This window comes from Xenorhabdus cabanillasii (assembly GCF_003386665.1).
Classification (GTDB): domain Bacteria; phylum Pseudomonadota; class Gammaproteobacteria; order Enterobacterales; family Enterobacteriaceae; genus Xenorhabdus; species Xenorhabdus cabanillasii.
The window spans coordinates 3510224-3529746 of the sequence record NZ_QTUB01000001.1; the positions used below are offsets into that span (position 1 = coordinate 3510224).

General features: G+C 42.9%; 2 protein-coding genes and 2 pseudogenes. All 4 read right to left on the reverse strand.

The window, feature by feature from the left end; genetic code table 11:
* Window positions 1–99 precede the first annotated feature (99 nt).
* Window positions 100–6127, reverse strand: a pseudogene (locus tag BDD26_RS15775) (non-ribosomal peptide synthetase).
* Window positions 6124–10815: a non-ribosomal peptide synthetase gene (locus BDD26_RS15780; protein ID WP_115827089.1), complete on the reverse strand. Its 4692-nt coding sequence runs from the start codon at window positions 10813–10815 to the stop codon at window positions 6124–6126. The pseudogene BDD26_RS15775 and the gene BDD26_RS15780 overlap by 4 nt, the downstream one beginning before the upstream one ends.
* Window positions 10812–15534, reverse strand: a pseudogene (locus BDD26_RS15790) (amino acid adenylation domain-containing protein). Before BDD26_RS15790 ends, BDD26_RS15780 begins: the two are co-directional and overlap by 4 nt.
* Entirely contained in the window at window positions 15531–19055 is a 3525-nt protein-coding gene (locus BDD26_RS15795; RefSeq protein ID WP_115827090.1) for a non-ribosomal peptide synthetase, read from the reverse strand. Before BDD26_RS15795 ends, BDD26_RS15790 begins: the two are co-directional and overlap by 4 nt.
* Between the last annotated feature and the right edge of the window lie 468 nt (window positions 19056–19523).

Consider the following 19523-nt stretch of genomic DNA (forward strand, 5'->3'; position numbering starts at 1 on the left):
TGTATAGATTAACGTTAACAACTGACTGAGGCAACTCTGGCTACCGAATTCGATACTGGCCTCATCCATGAGGCTAATCTATTAATTTTACAGATAAATTTAATCATAAAACTGACTGATACTCTCTTTTTCCTGACCGGATATGATGACATTCAGTAGTCGTTCATAATATTCAGCCAAACTATCAATGACTTCTTCTGTATACAGTTCTGGGTTGTAATTGAGTTCACACTCGATCTTTTGTGGCATATATATGAGATTCATTCCAAGTGATTCAAAAGGAATCACTTTGGCCTCTATCAATTCCACATCAAGATTTGGCAGTAATATTTTTTCATTTTTAGACATGTCGATAAAATCATAGAGATTTTGCGCATCCAAATAGTTAAACAGAACATTAAATATATTATCTATCACTTTTTCTCCCACCGCTTCAATCACGACAGACATGTGGATATTTGAATTCTCTATGGTGCGATGAATAGACTGACTGACCTGCTTAATGATTTCTTGCAGGCTCATCTCTTTACTGATGGTCGATTTTACTATTAATTCACTTAAGAATAACCCTATTGTTTGATGGCTTTCTGTGCGAGTACGGTCAGCTTTTGGTGAAGTAACAATATGTTGTGATTCACCGGAATGCATAAAGAGACAAGTATGGAACAAAGCCATAAATAACATATAAGGCGTGATCTTATGCGTTCCACAATATTGCAAAACGGCTTTATCGAGTGAATCAGGTATTTTGATATGACGGACGTGAGACCGATATTTTGAGGCAAGGTGATGTCTGAAAGGAACTGGAAAATTACGTTCTGTACTAACTTCGGAAAATTGTTGTTGCCAGAATTTAATCTGTTTTTTAATCGCCTCAGTTGTATGAATTTCTTGCAAGTCATAAACATAACCAGAATATTGCATGGCAACCGGTGATAACGTATTTTCTTGCCCCTGTGAATAAGCCGTATATAACTGTTTAAACTCATTAATAATGATATTGACAGACCATCCATCGGAAATGATGTGGTGTATATCAACAAATAAAACCGTAATTGTTTCCGAAACAGGCAGTAAGAATGTCCTGATTAATGGGGCATTATAAATATCAAAAGGTGTTCTTAATTTCTCTTCCCAGAGCTTGTTAATTTCAACAATAATTTGTTCTTTCTCTATTCCTCCAGGTAATGCTTCGATAACTTGCAGGTTAATTTTCATATTGTTATCAGGTTGCATGAAAATTTGTTCATTTTCTTTATAAAACTTAAAACGTAAACTTTCATGCCGTTCTAAGATGGTATTTAAACTTTTTTCTAACGCATTATGATTCAGTTCTCCCTCCATCAGCAAAGCAATTGGTACATGGAAACTATCCTCCAATAACCCTTCTTGAACAAAATACCAAAACAGTTTCTGACTATAAGAAATAGGTATTTTTCTATCAGATATACTGTGATCAGATATATTGTGTGTTGTCTTCGGTGCAGATATTTCGTGCTTATGACTGTGACGGATCACACTTGCGATTTGTGCAATAGTTGGATTTGCAAACAGCTGCTGCATACTGAAATTATTGGTTAACGTATTTCTTATGGAAGCGGTTATCTTAACAGCCAGGAGTGAATGACCTCCGAGCGAGAAGAAATGATCATAAATACCAATTTGATTGATTTTTAGATGTTCTTGCCATAACTGACAGAGTTTTTCCTCAATTTCATCTCTTGGCGCGATATAAGTCTGACGGCGTAAGTCACTTTCATCCGGAACAGGTAACGCTTTTTTATCCACTTTATTATTCAGATTCAGTGGCATGCGTTCCAATGGGATATAAAGACTGGGCACCATATAATCAGGCAATTGTTTTTTCAGCGCGGATTCCAGTCGCTCTGCAAGTTCTCCGCTAATAGCAGGGAGTTGCGGATAATTGGCCAAATGCGTCTGGCTGTAATCTGAACGTGCCTGTATTTGAGGTAATTCACCCCGACTGAAAATCACATCCAGTAAATCAGGTTGCTGCTGCGACCAGGTAAGCTCACACTGGTAGCCGCACTGTTGTGCATACTGAAGTAAAGATTCGAGTGCCAAAACTTGTTCTGTTGCTTCTGGAGAAAAACCGCCGGCCTCTTTTGGTGAAAAAACTATCTGATTAGACGGCCAATGACGTAGCCCTTCCGCTAAATCAAAATCCTCTTTGATGCGGGCATTAGGAATCCCGGAAACGCCGAACGTATCGAATTTTCCTGTCTCCAACACATTACGAAGCTCTTCAATAGAATTGAAATCGCACCAGGTTATAGGAAAATTACGACATAATTCTGTCTTCTTGTCGCATTTATGTAATATCACTTCATAACGATAGCGCAGCATTTCATTGTCACTGATGCCACGTTTGACCAAAATATCAACTCTGCCAATTTCAGGGTAGCGTTTCGGCAATTGTGCAAAATAGGTCGGGCTAAGTAAAAACTCTTTTTCCTGCTGTAAACGCCGTTGAATGCGATTTGCCAGTGTACCCACCGAAATACGTTGCCCATTCAGGCGATTTTTCTCGATGGCCGTTACATGTGCAGTTAACAAATCTAAGTTACGAATATCGCCCAGAAGGATTTTTCCCCCTGCTTCAACCGCAGGTAATAACTGTGTAATGACTTTTTCCAGATATTGAATATTGGGGAAGTATTGGACAACGGAATTAATCACAACGGTATCGAACTGATCAGGCGTGATTGTGCCTAAATTCAGTGCATCCCCCCTTCTCAGTTCTACGTGCGACCAGCCACGCTGTTGCAAAATCTTCTGGTGACGAGACAATACTTCCGCTGAAATATCAGTGGCCAATACGGATTCGCATCGTTCAGCATAACGATATAACAATAAGCCAGATCCACAGCCGATTTCTAATAAGCGGCGGGGATGCAGGGATTCAATCCGCTGCATCGTCCCCGTCCGCCACTCTTCCATTTGCTCCAACACAATCGGCTGTTCGGTATAACTGTTCATCCAGCCACCAAAATCACTATCGTCATCGCTCTTATCGGTAGCATCAATAGCAATGTTTTCTGTTATCTCCTGCCGATACTGACCATCAAAGATTTCTGTCCAGCTTTCAAGGTAATCGACATTAAAAGCGGCCGCTTTCTCCGCCAGCCAATTCGTACTCGGACAAACATAAGCAATGAGTTTCCTGTCTTCACTGTCATAACCATCAACGATCACGGCAGCATTACTTAAAATCTCCTGCCCCGCAAGAACGGCTTCGATTTCTCCCAGTTCAATGCGATGGCTGCGGATTTTGATCTGCGAATCCAGACGGCCAATAAATTCCAGCTCACCTTCCGGCGTCCAGCGCACTAAATCACCGGTACGGTAAAGCCGGTCTGCCGGACTGGCACTGAAAGGATCACGGATAAACTGTTTTTCTGTGATGTCCGGTGCATTACGGTAACCGCGGGCCAGTTGAATACCACCGATATGCAGTTCCCCGACAGCACCAAGAGGCACCAGATTACCGTCGGAATTCAGGATACGCATGACGGTATTCGGCAACGGTTTTCCAATCGTCACTCGCTTATCTGCCGTTAATAAGGCGGTGGTCACAATCGAAGTACACTCCGTCGGGCCATAAACGTTAAACAGCTTTCTGCCCTGCGACCACTGTGCGGCGATATGTGGCGCCACTGCTTCCCCTGCCAACAGCAAGGTTGATACTGTGCGCCATTTGCTGAAATCCAGATGGGGCAACAGCGCCGGCGGGAGTACGGCGTGAGTTATGTGGTGTTTTTCAACCATCTCATCCAGCCATTCAGGGGAACGGCGGTGTGTTTCTGAAATCAAATACAGCGTGGCACCATAGGCCAGAGTCATTGCCATTTCCAGCACGGCGGCGTCGAAGCTCCAGGAAGCAAACTGCAACCCGCGAATATCAGCCTCCGCACCAAATAACCGGGCTTGCGACTGTGCCAGATTCACCCACCCTTTATGCTCCAGCATCGCGCCTTTTGGCCGGCCGGTAGAGCCCGAAGTGTAAATGACATAGGCCAGATGATCTTCTGTCAGGGGGAACGGCCGTTCGATGATATTCTCTGAAGGCAATTTTCGCAGGTATGACTGAATAACGTCTGTATCCAGACACACCACTTTTTGCCGGCTGACAGGCAATTTTTCAACCAGATGGGTTTCGGTCAGAATAAACATTGCCCCACTGTGTTCCAGCATATATTGCAGACGGGCTTGCGGGTAGCTAGGATCTAATGGCACATAGGCCGCACCGGCTTTCAGGATCCCCAATATTGCCACCACAGTTTGCAAGGAACGGGGAATGCAGAGCGCGATAAGGGTTTCAGATTGAATACCCTGTTCGAGCAAATAACGGGCTAATTGGTTGGCTTGTTCATTCAGGGCTTGATAGCTTAAAGTACTGTCACCAAAGACCAGTGCAGTTTTTGCAGGATTTTTCGCTACCTGTTCTTCAAACAGTTCATGGAAGCAACGTCCTCGCTGACTATATTCCTGTGGCCCACTCCATTCATGCAATAAGATCTGTTTTTCCGCCTCTGCCAGGATTGGTAATTTATGCACAGAGGGTTCTTTATTGACTGAATTATCTGCCATTACGTCCACAAGACCAGAAAGCAAAGTTTCGTAATTGGCGATAAATCTTTCGATGGTGCTCCTGTTAAACAGCCTCATATCTGAGATCCAGACTATAGATAATTCGTCTGTCTGTTCTTCTTCATAAACATGAACTTCCAAATCAAATCGCGTGGTAATAAACGCATTTTTTTCAAATGTAATAATATTACCTTGTTCCAACGTTGTATCCTGTTGGTTGTTCTGTACAACAAACATGATTTGGAAGATGGGATTATGATTTAGGTTCCGTTCCGGGCTGATTTTTTCTACCAACATCTCAAACGGTAAATCTTGATGTTCGTAAGCATCCAGGATGGTGCGGCTATTTTGTTTTAATAATTCACTGAACGTCGGCTGGCCGGATAAATCCGTTCTGATCACCAATGAATTTACAAAAAAAACCGATCAGAGATTCAATATCAGGATGTTGTCTGCCGGCAATTGCTGTTCCAACCAGAATATCTTTTTCATTACTATAGCGGCTCAGTAATACGGTAAAAGCCGTTTCCAGAAACATAAATAGTGTCACTTTATGTTTGATGCATAATGCTCTGATTGCTTGAGTAAGACGTGCTGAAATGCGCTGTGGATGAAGCCGTCCTTCGAAATTTTGTTTCTCTGGACGTGGGTTATCCAGAGGTACATGATGAAGTGGCGAAATACCCGCTAACTGGTTTTGCCAATAAGTTTGTTGTTTGTCCAGAGTCTTACCTTGCAGCCAGTTCCGTTGCCACTGGGCATAATCGGTATACTGAATTTTCAACGGCGGTAGTGGATTTACTTCATCTCGACAATAAGCCCGATACAAGGTAAGTAACTCGTTGAAAAATATAGGTATTGACCAGCCATCACAAGCGATATGGTGTATTGTATACAAAATCGCGTAATCATCTTCCGCCAATTTTATTAACCGGACGCGCAGCATCAGATCCGTGTTAAGGTTAAAAATCAAACTCTCTTCTTCCTTACCGAGTTGTTTTACCTGATAGTTTTTCTTAGTTTCAGACAGCCTGGATAAATCATAATGCGTAATTGGTAAATCGTAATCGGCAGCAATAAATTGCCGTGGTTCGTTATTAATGACTTTAAAATGGGTACGCAACACTTCATGGCGTTCAAGTAACGCCTTAATAGCTGCTTCAAATGCCTCAATGTTAATAGGCTCCCGCAGCCTGAAATCCCCCGTACAGTTATACTGGGGACTGCCTCCATTTAGTTGATCAATAAACCATAAACGCTGTTGAGCAAATGAAAGTGGATAATGTTCTGATTTGCCATCACGCGGAATATCTTGCAACCAGTGTTTTTGAGTTTCTTTTTCTGTATTAACCTGATTCAGGAATTCAATCAGCTCTTGCTTGTAAAGTTTCCATTCACTGAGCAATTCCGGCGGAATACTGTCACGGAGAGTTTCATATTGTAAGCGATTATCCTCACTAAACAGTGTGATCCCTTGACTTAAAGCCTCATTGACAATTTGCACAGCATTTTTCATATATCACCTTTCAGTATTTTTTTTGTCGTCTCTTGCTCAGTTCGGAAATGTTTTCTGCTTTCTTCAATAAGATGAACTGTGACTATTTGTGATAACTGCTCAAGTGTTGGGTGTTCAAAAAGACTTCTTAGTGGTATTTTGACGTTTAATTCATTGCGTATTGAACTAATCAAACACGTCGCCTGGAGTGAATGTCCGCCCTGTGTGAAAAAGTTGTCATAAATTCCCACTTGGCTGACGTTCAGCAATTTCTGCCATAATTGACTGATTTTTTGTTCTATTTCATTTCTCGGTGCAACATAAGCCTGTCGGCGTAAGTCACTTTCATTTGGGATCGGTAACGCTTTTCTATCTACTTTATTATTCAAATTCAGTGGCATGCGTTCCAAAGGGATATAGAGACTGGGTATCATATAATCAGGCAATTGTTTTTTCAGCGCGGATTCCAGTCGCTCTGCAAGTTCTCCGCTAATAGCAGGAAGTTGCGGATAATTGGCCAAATGCGTCTGGCTGTAATCTGAACGTGCCTGTATTTGAGGTAATTCACCCCGGCTGAAAATCACATCCAACAAGTCAGGCCGTTGTTGTGACCATGTCACGCCACACTGATAACCACACTGTTCGGCATAGTGAAGCAAAGACTCCAATGCCTGAACTTGTTCCATTGTTTGCGGAGAAAAACCGCCTGCATATTCTGACGGAGGGATCATCTGATTGGCAGGCCAGTGGCGTAACCCTTCCGCTAAAATAAAATCCTCTTTGATGCGGGCATTAGGTATTCCTGAAACACCTGCTGTCTGGTCTATCCCTGTCTGTAATAAATCACGCAGATCTTCCAGCGTGGAAAAATCGTACCAAGTACAAGATAAATCATCACAAGGTGTCGTATATTCGTTTTTCTTATGCAGAATGACATCATACCGGTAGCGCAGCATTTCATTGTCACCCACACCACGTTTGACCAGAATATCAACCCGGCTGATTTCAGGATAACGTGTTGGTAACTGGGTAAAATAGGTTGGGCTGAGCAGCAATTCTGATTCTTGTTGTAATCGCCGCTGAATACGATTTGCCAATGTACTGACTTCGATACGTTGTCCATTCAGCTGGCCGTGTTCGATGGCAGTAGCATGCGCAGTTAACAGATCTAAATTGCGGATATCGGCCAACAGGATTTTTCCGCCTGCCTTAGTGACTGACAGTAACTGGGCAAACACTTTTTCCAGATATTGAACATTGGGGAAGTATTGGACAACGGAATTAATCACAACGGTATCAAACTGATCAGGCGTGATTGTGCCCAAATTCAGCGCATCCCCCCTTCTGAGCTCCACGTGCGACCAGCCACGTTGTTGCAGGATTTTCTTGTGTCGGGCTAACACGTCGGCTGAAATATCGGTAGCTAATACTGATTCACACTGAGCCGCATAACGGTACAACAAAACGCCTGTCCCACAGCCGATTTCCAGTAAGCGGCGGGGATGCAGGGATTCAATCCGTTGTATAATGCCGGCCCGCCACTCTTCCATTTGGTTTAACGTAATGGGCTGCCCGGTATAATTGTTCATCCAGCCGCTGAAATCACTGTCTGAATCTGTTCCATCTTTGTCATTGTCATTGTCATGACCGATATTTTCCGATGTATGTTGCCCATCAAAGATATTTTTCCAGTTTTCAAGATAGTTCTCATTAAATGCAGTCACTTTCTCGTCTAACCACGCCGTTGTAGGGCTGATATAAGCAATGAGTTTTTGATTTTCTCTGTCATGACCATATGTACTCACTACCGCATGACTGACAATATCATGTGCGGCTAAAACAGCCTCAATTTCCTCCAGCTCTATCCTGTACCCCCTGATTTTGACCTGGGAATCCAGACGGCCAATAAATTCCAGCTCACCTTCCGGCGTCCAGCGCACTAAATCACCGGTACGGTAAAGCCGGTCTGCCGGACTGGCACTGAAAGGATCACGGATAAACTGTTTTTCTGTGATGTCCGGTGCATTACGGTAACCGCGGGCCAGTTGAATACCACCGATATGCAGTTCCCCGACAGCACCAAGAGGCACCAGATTACCGTCGGAATTCAGGATACGCATGACGGTATTCGGCAACGGTTTTCCAATCGTCACTCGCTTATCTGCCGTTAATAAGGCGGTGGTCACAATCGAAGTACACTCCGTCGGGCCATAAACGTTAAACAGCTTTCTGCCCTGCGACCACTGTGCGGCGATATGTGGCGCCACTGCTTCCCCTGCCAACAGCAAGGTTGATACTGTGCGCCATTTGCTGAAATCCAGATGGGGCAACAGCGCCGGCGGGAGTACGGCGTGAGTTATGTGGTGTTTTTCAACCATCTCATCCAGCCATTCAGGGGAACGGCGGTGTGTTTCTGAAATCAAATACAGCGTGGCACCATAGGCCAGAGTCATTGCCATTTCCAGCACGGCGGCGTCGAAGCTCCAGGAAGCAAACTGCAACCCGCGAATATCGGCATCCGCACCAAATAACCGGGCTTGCGCCTGTGCCAGATTCACCCACCCTTTATGCTCCAGCATCGCGCCTTTTGGCCGGCCGGTAGAGCCCGAAGTGTAAATGACATAGGCCAGATGATTTTCTGTCAGGGGCACCGGACGATAAACAATATTATCAGCGGGCAGGTTTTGCACATGCGACTGTACCGTGTCCAGACAGATAACACGTTGCTGACTGACAGGCAATTTATCAACCAGCGATGTTTCGGTCAGAATAAATCCCGCCCCACTGTGCTCGAGCATATATTGCAGGCGGGCTTGCGGGTAACTGGCATCTAACGGTACATAAGCGCCGCCGGCTTTAAGAATACCCATCAGTGCAATCACTGTTTGTAACGACCGGGGAAGGCAAATGGCAACCAGGGTATCAGGCCGGATACCTTGCTCAATCAGGTAATGTGCCAACTGATTGGCCTGAGCATTAACGGCCTGATAACTTAAAGCCTCTCCACCAAAAACCAGCGCGGTTTTTCCAGGATTCAGTGCCACCTGGTCTTCAAACAACTCATGGAAACAACGCCCTTGTGGGTAAGGGTTCTGTGGCCCATTTAATTCATGCAGTAAGGTATACTTTTCAGCTTCCGCCAATAATGGGAGTTCATGAACGGGGGGTTCTTTATTGACTGAATCATCTGTCATTACCTCAACGATGCCAGAAAGCAAAGTTTCGTAATTGGCGATAAATCTTTCAATGGTGCTCCTGTTAAACAGACTATCTGAAATCCAGACTATAGATAATTCGTCTGTCTGTTCTTCTTCAAAAACATGAACTTCCAAATCAAATCGGGTAGTCAGAATCGAACGTTCTTTAGAAGTGACAACACTATCCTGCTCCAGAGTGGTATCCCGTTGATTATTCTGTACTGCAAACATGATCTGGAATATAGGATTATAATTTAAGCTTCGTTCCGGACTAAGCTTTTCTACCAGCATCTCAAAAGGCAGGTCTTGATTTGCATAAGCATCCAGAATGGTACGGCTGTTTTGTTTTAACAGTTCACTGAATGTAGGCTGACCGGATAAATCCGTTCTTATCACCAGTGAATTAACGAAAAAGCCAATCAAAGATTCAGTGTCACGGTGTCTTCGTCCTGCAAGCGGCATTCCAACCAGAATATCTTTTTCGTTGCTGTAACGACTCAACAACACAGCAAAAGCCGTTTCCAGAAACATAAATAACGTCACTTCATGTTTGGTGCATAATGCTCTGATTGCTTGAGTAAGACGTGCTGAAATGCGCTGTGGATGAAGCCGCCCTTCAAAATGCTGTTTTTCTGGACGAGGATTATCCAGGGGCAAACGGTGAAGTGGTGAAATACCTGATAACTGGTTTTGCCAGTAATCCAGTTGTTTTTTCAGCACATCCCCTTGCAACCAGTCCCGCTGCCATTGGGCATAATCGGTATACTGAACTTTTAATGGTGGCAGAGGATTATCCTCGCCCTGACAATAGGCACGATATAATGTAAGCAGTTCACTGATAAATATTGCCTGCGACCAGCCGTCACAGGCGATATGATGGATCGTATAGAGAATGAAATAATCATCCTCTGTTAATTTCAGCAACCGAATACGCAGCATCAGGTCAGTGCTGAGGTTTACGGCTTGTTTCCACTCTTGTTCACCGAGTAGTTTAACCTGCTGTTCCTTCTCATATTCTGACAGCGAAGACAGATCATGCATTGTAATAGGCAAATCATAGGAAGTGGCGATAACCTGTCGTGGCTCATTATCAATAATTTTGAAATAAGTACGCAGCGATTCATGGCGTTCAAGCAATGTTGCTACAGCAGCGTCAAAAGCGTTGAAGTTGAGCGGCTCTCTCAGCCTGAAATCGCCTGTGCAGTTATACTGATGGCTGCCTTCGGTTAGTTGATCAATTAACCACAAACGTTGCTGAGCAAATGAGAGTGGATAATGTTCCGCACGATCATAACGCGGAATATCTTGCAGCCGGTAAGTGTTCGTGTCCTCTTCTGAATCGATCTGATTCAGGAAATCGATCAGCTCTTGTTTGTGCTGTTTCCATTCACTGAGCAGCTGTTCCGAAGGCATACTGTCACGGCTGGTTTTATATTTCAGTTTGTTATCAATCACAAACAGAGTGATCCCTTGATTTAAAGCCTCATTGATGATCTGCGCGGCATTTTTCATATATCACCTTTCAATAGTTCTTGTTCTGTTTCTTGCCCAACCTGGAAATGTTTTCTTTTTTCCTTGATAAGATGAATAGTGATAATTTGTGATAATTGCTCAAGTGTTGGATGTTCAAAAACACTTCTCAATGGCACTTCTATTTCTAATTCGTTGCGTATTGAACTAATAAGACGGGTTGCCTGAAGTGAATGACCACCCAGTGTAAAGAAATTGTCATAAATGCCGACCTGACTGACGTTCAGCAAACGTTTCCATAACTGACCGATTTTAATTTCTATTTCATTTCTTGGTGCCACATAGTTTTGTCGGCGTAAATCGTCTTCATTTGGGATCGGTAGCGCTTTTTTATCCACTTTATTATTTAAAGTGAGTGGCATTCGTTCCAGAGGAATGTAAAGACCAGGAACCATATATTCTGGTAGTTGCTGTTTCAGTGCAGATTCGAGTAATTCTGAAAGTTCTCCGCTAATAGCCGAAATTTGCGGATAGTTAGCTAAATGGTTTTGATTGTAGCCGGTACGGGCCTGTACTGGTGGTAACTCTCCGCGGCTGAAAATCACATCCAGTAAATCAGGTTGCTGTTGTGACCACGTAACACCGCATTGATAACCACATTGTTCAGCATATTGCAGTAAGGATTCGAACTCCTGAACCTGTTTTAATGCCTGTGGGGAGAAAGTGCCGGCATTTTCTGGTGGAGTTACCATCTGATTGGCTGACCAGTGACGCAGCCCTTCTGCCAAAACAAAATCATCTTTAACTTTGGCATTGGAAATGCCTGAAACACCCAATGTATCCTCTGTGCCCATCTGTAACAAACTGCGCAGATTTTCAAAAGAATCAAAATCGCGCCAATTTAGCGGCATTTCATGACAAGATTCGGTATTTTTATCTCTTTTATGTAAGATGACATCGTAACGATAACGCAGCATTTCATTGTCACCGATGCCACGTTTAACCAGAATATCAACCCGGCCGATGTCAGGATAACGTTCCGGTAATTGAGCAAAATAAGTTGGACTGAGTAAAAGCTCAGGTTCTTGTTGTAAACGCCGCTGGATACGGTTCGCCAGTATCCCTGCCTGAATACGCTGCCCGTTAAGGTGACTTTGCTCTATTGCTGTAGCATGGGCGGTTAAGAGATCTAAATTGCGAATGTCACCCAACAGAATCTTTCCGCCTGCTGTCACCGCGGGCATTAGCTGTTCAAGCACTTTCTCCAGATATTGAACATTAGGGAAATATTGGACAACGGAGTTAATCACGACAGTATCAAATTCGCCAGCATGTAATGTTCCTGAGTTGAGCGCGTCTCCTCTTCTTAGTTGTACATGTGACCAGCCACGTTGTTGCAGAATATGTTGGTGTCGGTTTAAAACCTCAGCCGAAATATCAGTAGCCACTACTGACTCACACTGTTCAGCATAGCGATACAACAATAATCCGCTACCACAGCCAATTTCCAGTAAACGGTGAGGATGCAGGGCGTTAATCCGGTGCATAATTCCTGCTAACCACTCTTCCATCTGCTCAAGAGCAATCGGCTGCTTAGTGTAGCTGTTCATCCAGCCGCTGAAATCACTGTCAGATTCTGCTGAACCACTGATATTTTCTTGCGGGGTATTCTCCGTTATGGGTTGACGGTATTGCTCATCAAAAATTTCTGTCCAGTTTTCGAGGCTACCTGCGTTAAATTCAGTGGCCTTTTCACCCAACCATCCCGTACTTGGGCAGACATACGCAATAAGTTTTTTTATCTTCATCCTGACCATAAGCGATAACAACAGCACTACTTAAAGCATCATGCCCGGACAAAACTGTCTCTATTTCACCCAACTCTATGCGGTGACTACGGATCTTAACCTGAGAGTCAACACGGCCGACAAATTCCAACTGACCATCAAGTGTCCAGCGCACTAAATCACCAGTACGATAAAGCCTGTTTTCCCCGCCATTCGTTGAATGTGGACTGAATGGATCACGAATAAATTGCCTTGCCGTGATTTCCGGTGAGTTTCGGTAACCGCGTGCTAACTGAACACCGCCGATATACAGTTCCCCGATAACGCCTGTCGGAGCCAAATTACCTTCTGGATCAAGAATACGCATCACAACGTTAGGCAAAGGTTTGCCAATCGTGATCTTCTCGTCAGTGAGTAAAGCTGTGGTAACAATGGATGTACATTCTGTCGGGCCATATACATTAAACAGTTTTCTATTCTGTGACCAACGAACAGCGATCTGTGGTGGTACGGTTTCACCCGCTAAAAGCAAAGTTGAGACAGAACGCCATTTGTTAAAATTCAGATGAGGAAGCAGTGCTGGTGGTAGTACGGCATGGGTAATCTGATGTTTTTCAACGATTTCATCCAACAATTCAGGGGAGCGCTGTTGAGTTTCTGAAATCAAATACAGCGTGGCACCATAGGCTAATGTCATGGACATCTCTAAAATCATGGCGTCAAAACTCCAGGAAGCAAACTGCAATCCCCGGCAATGTGAGTCAATACCAAATAAATCTGCTTGCGAAAATGCCAGATTAACCCACCCTTTATGTTCCAGCATCACCCCTTTCGGTTTGCCGGTAGAACCGGAAGTGTAAATCACATAAGCCAGATGATTTTCCGTGAGCGGGAATGGACGCTCAGTAATATTACCTGTGGGCATGTATTGCAGCTGTGACTGTATTATCTCAGTATCCAAACAGATGACTTTCTGCTGGCTGATGGGGAGTTTTTCAACAAGGTGAGTTTCGGTCAGGATAAACTCCACTTCACTGTTATCCAGCATATATTGGAGACGGGCTTTCGGATAACTGGGATCTAACGGTAAATAAGCACCACCCGCTTTAAGAATACCCAACAACGCCACAACAGCCTGTAATGATCGTGGTATGCAAAGTGCAACCAACGTGTCTGGTTTGATCCCCTGTTCAAGCAGATAGTGCGCTAATTGGTTGGCTTGTTGATTTAATGACTGATAATTCAATGACTGCCAGTTCAGGGAGTCATCTCCAAAGATCAGAGCATTTTTTTCAGGGTGTTGTGATACCTGATTTTCGAAGAGTTGATGAAAACATTTCCCGGTTTGGTAAGGGATTTGTGGCCCACTCCATTCATGCAGTAAGGTATTCCGCTCAGCATCTGCTAATAATGGAATGTCATGGACGGATGGCTCGCCAGTACCAACATGCTGTTTCATCACATCAACAATATTAGTTAGCAAGACCTCGTAATTGGCAATTAATCTGTTAATGGTAGCACTTCTGAACAGGCTGGTGTCAGAGATCCACCCAATGGATAACTCCCCTTCGTCTTCTTCATAGATATGGACTTCCAAATCAAATCGGGTAGTCAGAAGTGAACGTTCTCTAGATGTGACAACACTATCCTGCTCCAGAGTGGTATCCCGTTGATTATTCTGTACTGCAAACATGATCTGGAAAATAGGATTATAATTTAAATTCCGTTCTGGACTGATTTTCTCTACCAGCATCTCAAAAGGCAGGTCTTGATTTGCATAAGCATCCAGAATGGTACGGCTGTTTTGTTTTAACAGTTCACTGAATGTAGGCTGACCGGATAAATCCGTTCTTATCACCAGTGAATTAACGAAAAAGCCAATCAAAGATTCAGTGTCACGGTGTCTTCGTCCTGCAAGCGGCATTCCAACCAGAATATCTTTTTCGCTACTGTAACGACTCAACAACACAGCAAAAGCCGTTTCCAGAAACATAAATAACGTCACTTTATGTTTGGTGCATAATGCTCTGATTGCTTGAGTAAGACGTGCTGAAATGCGCTGTGGATGAAGCCGCCCTTCAAAATGCTGTTTTTCTGGACGAGGATTATCCAGGGGCAAACGGTGAAGTGGTGAAATACCTGATAACTGGTTTTGCCAGTAATCCAGTTGCCTTTCCAGAATATCACCTTGCAACCAGTCCCGTTGCCATTGGGCATAATCGGTATACTGAACTTTTAATGGTGGCAGAGGATTATCCTCGCCCTGGCAATAAGCACGATATAATGTAAGCAGTTCACGGACAAATATTGCCTGCGACCAGCCATCGCAGACAATATGATGGATCGTATAGAGAATGAAATAATCATCCTCTGTTAATTTCAGCAACCGAATACGCAGCATCAGGTCAGTGCTGAGGTTTACGGCTTGTTTCCACTCTTGTTCACCGAGTAGTTTAACCTGCTGTTCCTTCTCAGATTCTGACAGCGAGGACAGATCATGCATTGTCATAGGCAAATCATAGGAAGTGGCGATAACCTGCCGTGGCTCATTATCAATAATTTTGAAATAAGTACGCAGCGATTCATGGCGTTCAAGCAATGTTGCTACAGCAGCGTCAAAAGCATTGAGATTGAGTGGCTCTCTCAGCCTGAAATCGCCTGTGCAGTTATACCGATGGCTGCCTTCGGTTAGTTGATCAATTAACCACAAACGTTGCTGAGCAAATGAGAGTGGATAATGTTCCGCACGATCATAACGCGGAATATCTTGCAGCCGGTAAGTGTTCGTGTCCTCTTCTGAATCGATCTGATTCAGGAAATCGATCAGCTCTTGTTTGTGCTGTTTCCATTCACTGAGCAGTTGTTCCGAAGGCATAATGTCATGGCTGGTTTTATATTTCAGTTTGTTATCAATCACAAACAGAGTGATCCCTTGATTTAAAGCCTCATTGATGATCTGCGCGGCATTTTTCATATATCACCTTCCAATAGTTCTTGTGTCGTTTCTTGCTCAGATTGGAAATGCTTTCTTTTTTCTTTAACCAGATGAATCGTAACTACTTGTGATAATCGCTCAAGTGTTGGGTGCTCAAAGACACTGCTCAACGGTATTTCAATGTTCAGATCATTGCGTATTGAACTGATAAGGCGGGTTGCCTGAAGAGAGTGACCACCCAGTACGAAAAAATTGTCATGGATACCGACTTGACTGACGACCAGCACTTCTTGCCATAATTGACTGATTTTTTTCTCTATTTCATTTCTTGGCGCGACATAATCTTGTTGGCGGAAATCACTTTCATTTGGAGTAGGCAACGCTTTTCTATCCACTTTGTTATTTAACGTGAGTGGCATTCGCTCTAGCGGAATATAAAGGCCAGGAACCATGTATTCCGGCAGTTGTTTTTTCAGTGCTGATTCGAGTTGTTCTGAAAGTTCAGCTTTAATAGCTGAGTATTGGGTGATGTTTTCGGAATTAAGATCTTCGGTACTAAATTGCAAGGATCTTTCACCCAGCCAATCTGCGGTCGGGCAAACATAGGCAATCAATCTCCTGTCTTTATCATTACCATAAGTAATAACCGCAGCACTGCTTAAGGCATCATGTCCGGTCAGTGCAGCTTCGATTTCTCCTAACTCAATCCTGAACCCTCTAATCTTGACCTGGGAGTCAATCCGGCCAATATATTCCACACTGCCATCAGGCAACCAACGGGCTAAATCTCCCGTTCGGTATAAACGTTGGGATTGGGATTTTTCCGTCAAATCAGTAATAAATTTCGTTGCGTTCGTTTCAGGAGCATTCAAGTACCCGCGTGCCAGTTGGATGCCACCAATACATAATTCCCCCGCAACACCAATAGGTACCAGATTGCCTGATGGATCAAGAATACGGATAACGGTATTAGGCAATGGCTTCCCGATCGTAATTTTGTCATCAGTTAATAAGCCGGAAGTCACAATGGCAGTACACTCGGTCGGGCCATATGCGTTGAATAGTTTTCTGTCCTGTGACCAACGAACAGCGATCGGTGGTGGTACAGCTTCCCCCGCTAAAAGCAAAGTTGAGACGGAACGCCATTTGTTAAAGTCCAGATAAGGCAGTAAAGCAGGTGGTAACAAAGCATGGGTAATCTGATGTTTTTCAACTAATTCATCCAACCATTCAGGGGTATGCTGTTGGGTTTCTGAAATTAAGTAAAGTGCTGCGCCATACGCCAGTGTCATAGATATTTCTAAGATCATGGCATCAAAACTCCAGGAAGCGAACTGCAATCCCCGGCTATCTGAATCAACACCAAATAAACCCGCCTGTGAAAGTGCCAGGTTGACCCACCCCTTATGTTCCAGCATCACCCCTTTCGGTTTACCAGTAGAACCGGAGGTATAAATAACGTAAGCCAGATTATTTTCTGTTAGTGGAAATGGACGTTCAGCGATATTACCCGCAGGCATGTGCTGCAATTGTGACTGTATTGTCTCAGCATCTAAACAGACGACTTTCTGCTGGCTGATTGGGAGTTTTTCTATCAGATTTGTTTCGGTCAGAATGAACTCAGCTTCGCTATGTTCCAGCATATATTGAAGACGGGATGTCGGATAACTGGGATCTAACGGCAGATAAGCTCCACCTGCTTTAATAATCCCCAATAGTGCTACGACAGCGCGTAATGAACGAGGAATACAGAGCGCAACCAATGTTTCTGGTTTGATATTTTGTTCTATTAGGTAGTGAGCAAGTTGGTTGGCTTGTTTATTGAGTTCCCGATAATTCAATGAATTGTTGCCAAAAACAACAGCTGTTTTTTCAGGGTGCCGGGCAGCTTGTTCCTCAAACAATTCATGAAAACAGCCGCCATGCTGGCTATGATCCTGTAGCCCATTCCATTCATGTAATAAAGTGTGTATTTCAGCCTCTGCTAATAGTGGAATATCATGAACAGAGGGTTCTTTGCGTATCAAGTCTGAGCCGATACGCGGTTTCATCACTTTAACAATATTAGCAAGCAAAGTTTCATAATTGGCAAGTAATCTTTCAATAGTAATATTTTTAAATAGGCTGCTGTCATAAACCCATAAAAGGGATAATCCTCCCTCTTCTTCATAAATATGAATTTCCAAATCAAATCGGACTTTCAAAAGCAGGCGCTCTTCAATCTCAATATTATTATCCCGCGCTAACGTTGTACCTTGCTGAGTATTTTCCAGAGTAAAAGCGATTTGGAATATAGGGTTATAATTTAAGTTTCGTCCTGGGCTAATTTTCTCTACCAGCATTTGAAATGGCAGGTCTTGATGTGCATAAGCATCCAGAATGGTACGACTGTTCTGCTTTAATAACTCACTGAAAGTAGGCTGGCCGGATAAATCCGTTCTGATCACCAGAGAATTAACAAAAAAGCCGATCAGAGGCTCAATATCATGGTGTATTCTCCCTGCAAGGGGTGTTCCGACCAGAATGTCTTTTTCATTACTATAACGACTCAACAACACAGCAAAAGCTGTCTCCAGAAACATGAATAGAGTGACTTCATGTTGGTGACATAACGCTATGATTTCTTGTGTTAAATCCTTTGAAATACGTTGCTCATTAAGTTTCCCTTCGAAACTCTGTTTTTCCGGTCGTGGGTTATCCAGTGGAAAACGGTGAAGTGGAGAAATACCTGATAACTGGTTTTGCCAATAATCCAGTTGTTTTTTCAGAATATCCCCTTGCAGCCAATTGCGTTGCCATTGAGCATAATCGGTATACTGGATTTTAAGTGGCGGTAGTGGGGCTATTTCCCCTTGATTATAAGCACGATATAAGGTGATAAGTTCATTGATAAAAATTTCTATTGACCAACTATCGCAAGCGATATGATGAATGGTATAGATAATGACATAATCATTTTCAGCCAGCTTTATCAACCGAATACGTAACATCAAATCAGTGCTGAGGTTAAAAACCAAGTTATCTTCTTCTTGACTAAGTTGTTCAACTTCGTTTTTCTGCTCAGCTTCAGACAACGCCGTCAGATCATACAGCGTAATAGGTAAATCATAGGAATTTGATACAACCTGCCGTGGCTCATTATCAATAATTTTAAAATGGGTGCGTAATGCTTCATGGCGTTCAAGCAATGCTTTTACAGCGGTTTTAAAAGCATTGAGATTGAGTGATTCACGTAATCTCAAATAGCCGGGACAATTATATTGGGGACTACCTTCAGTAAGCTGGTCGATAAACCACAAACGTTGCTGAGCAAATGAGAGTGGGTAATGTTCTGCATTACCATCACGTTGAATATTCTGTAATTGATATATTTGAATTTCTTCTTTTGAATCGATCCGGCTCAGAAAATCAATCAATTCCTGTTTATGTTGCTTCCATTCACTGAGCAATTCTGCTGGAATACTATCGCGGCTAGTTTCGTATTGTAAACGGTTATCAGCAACAAATAGAGTAACTCCCTGATTTAAAGCCTCATTCACAATTTGCGCTGCATTTTTCATATATAACACCTTTTACATAAAAATAATTTTCAGGCACATTTCAGTAATCTTTCGAAAAAAAAGATTTATTAATGATTTTCTTTATCATTTTTTGAAATGGGTAAGATATGTTTTTATATAGTTAAAATTCGATGTTTTAACATATATCGTGCAATAGATATTTTTTGAAATATTGAATTAGGCAAGTAAGATAGGAATTTAATTTTAACATTAAAATCTTTATCCAAGTAATTATTCATAATATTTAAGATGGTGAAGTGAAAGCAATTAACAGCCATGTTAACATATGAACATCGAAAATCCTTAACAGTATTGTTTGATTTAGTTATCAAAATAATGAAAAAATATAAAGATTTTTTAATGGTTGTATAATATGAAACTCACATCAAAGCTAATTAATTTGAATTTAATTAAACAATCAGATGTAAAACTGATATTTTCAAACAAAAAAAAGAGCTTCGATTTTTA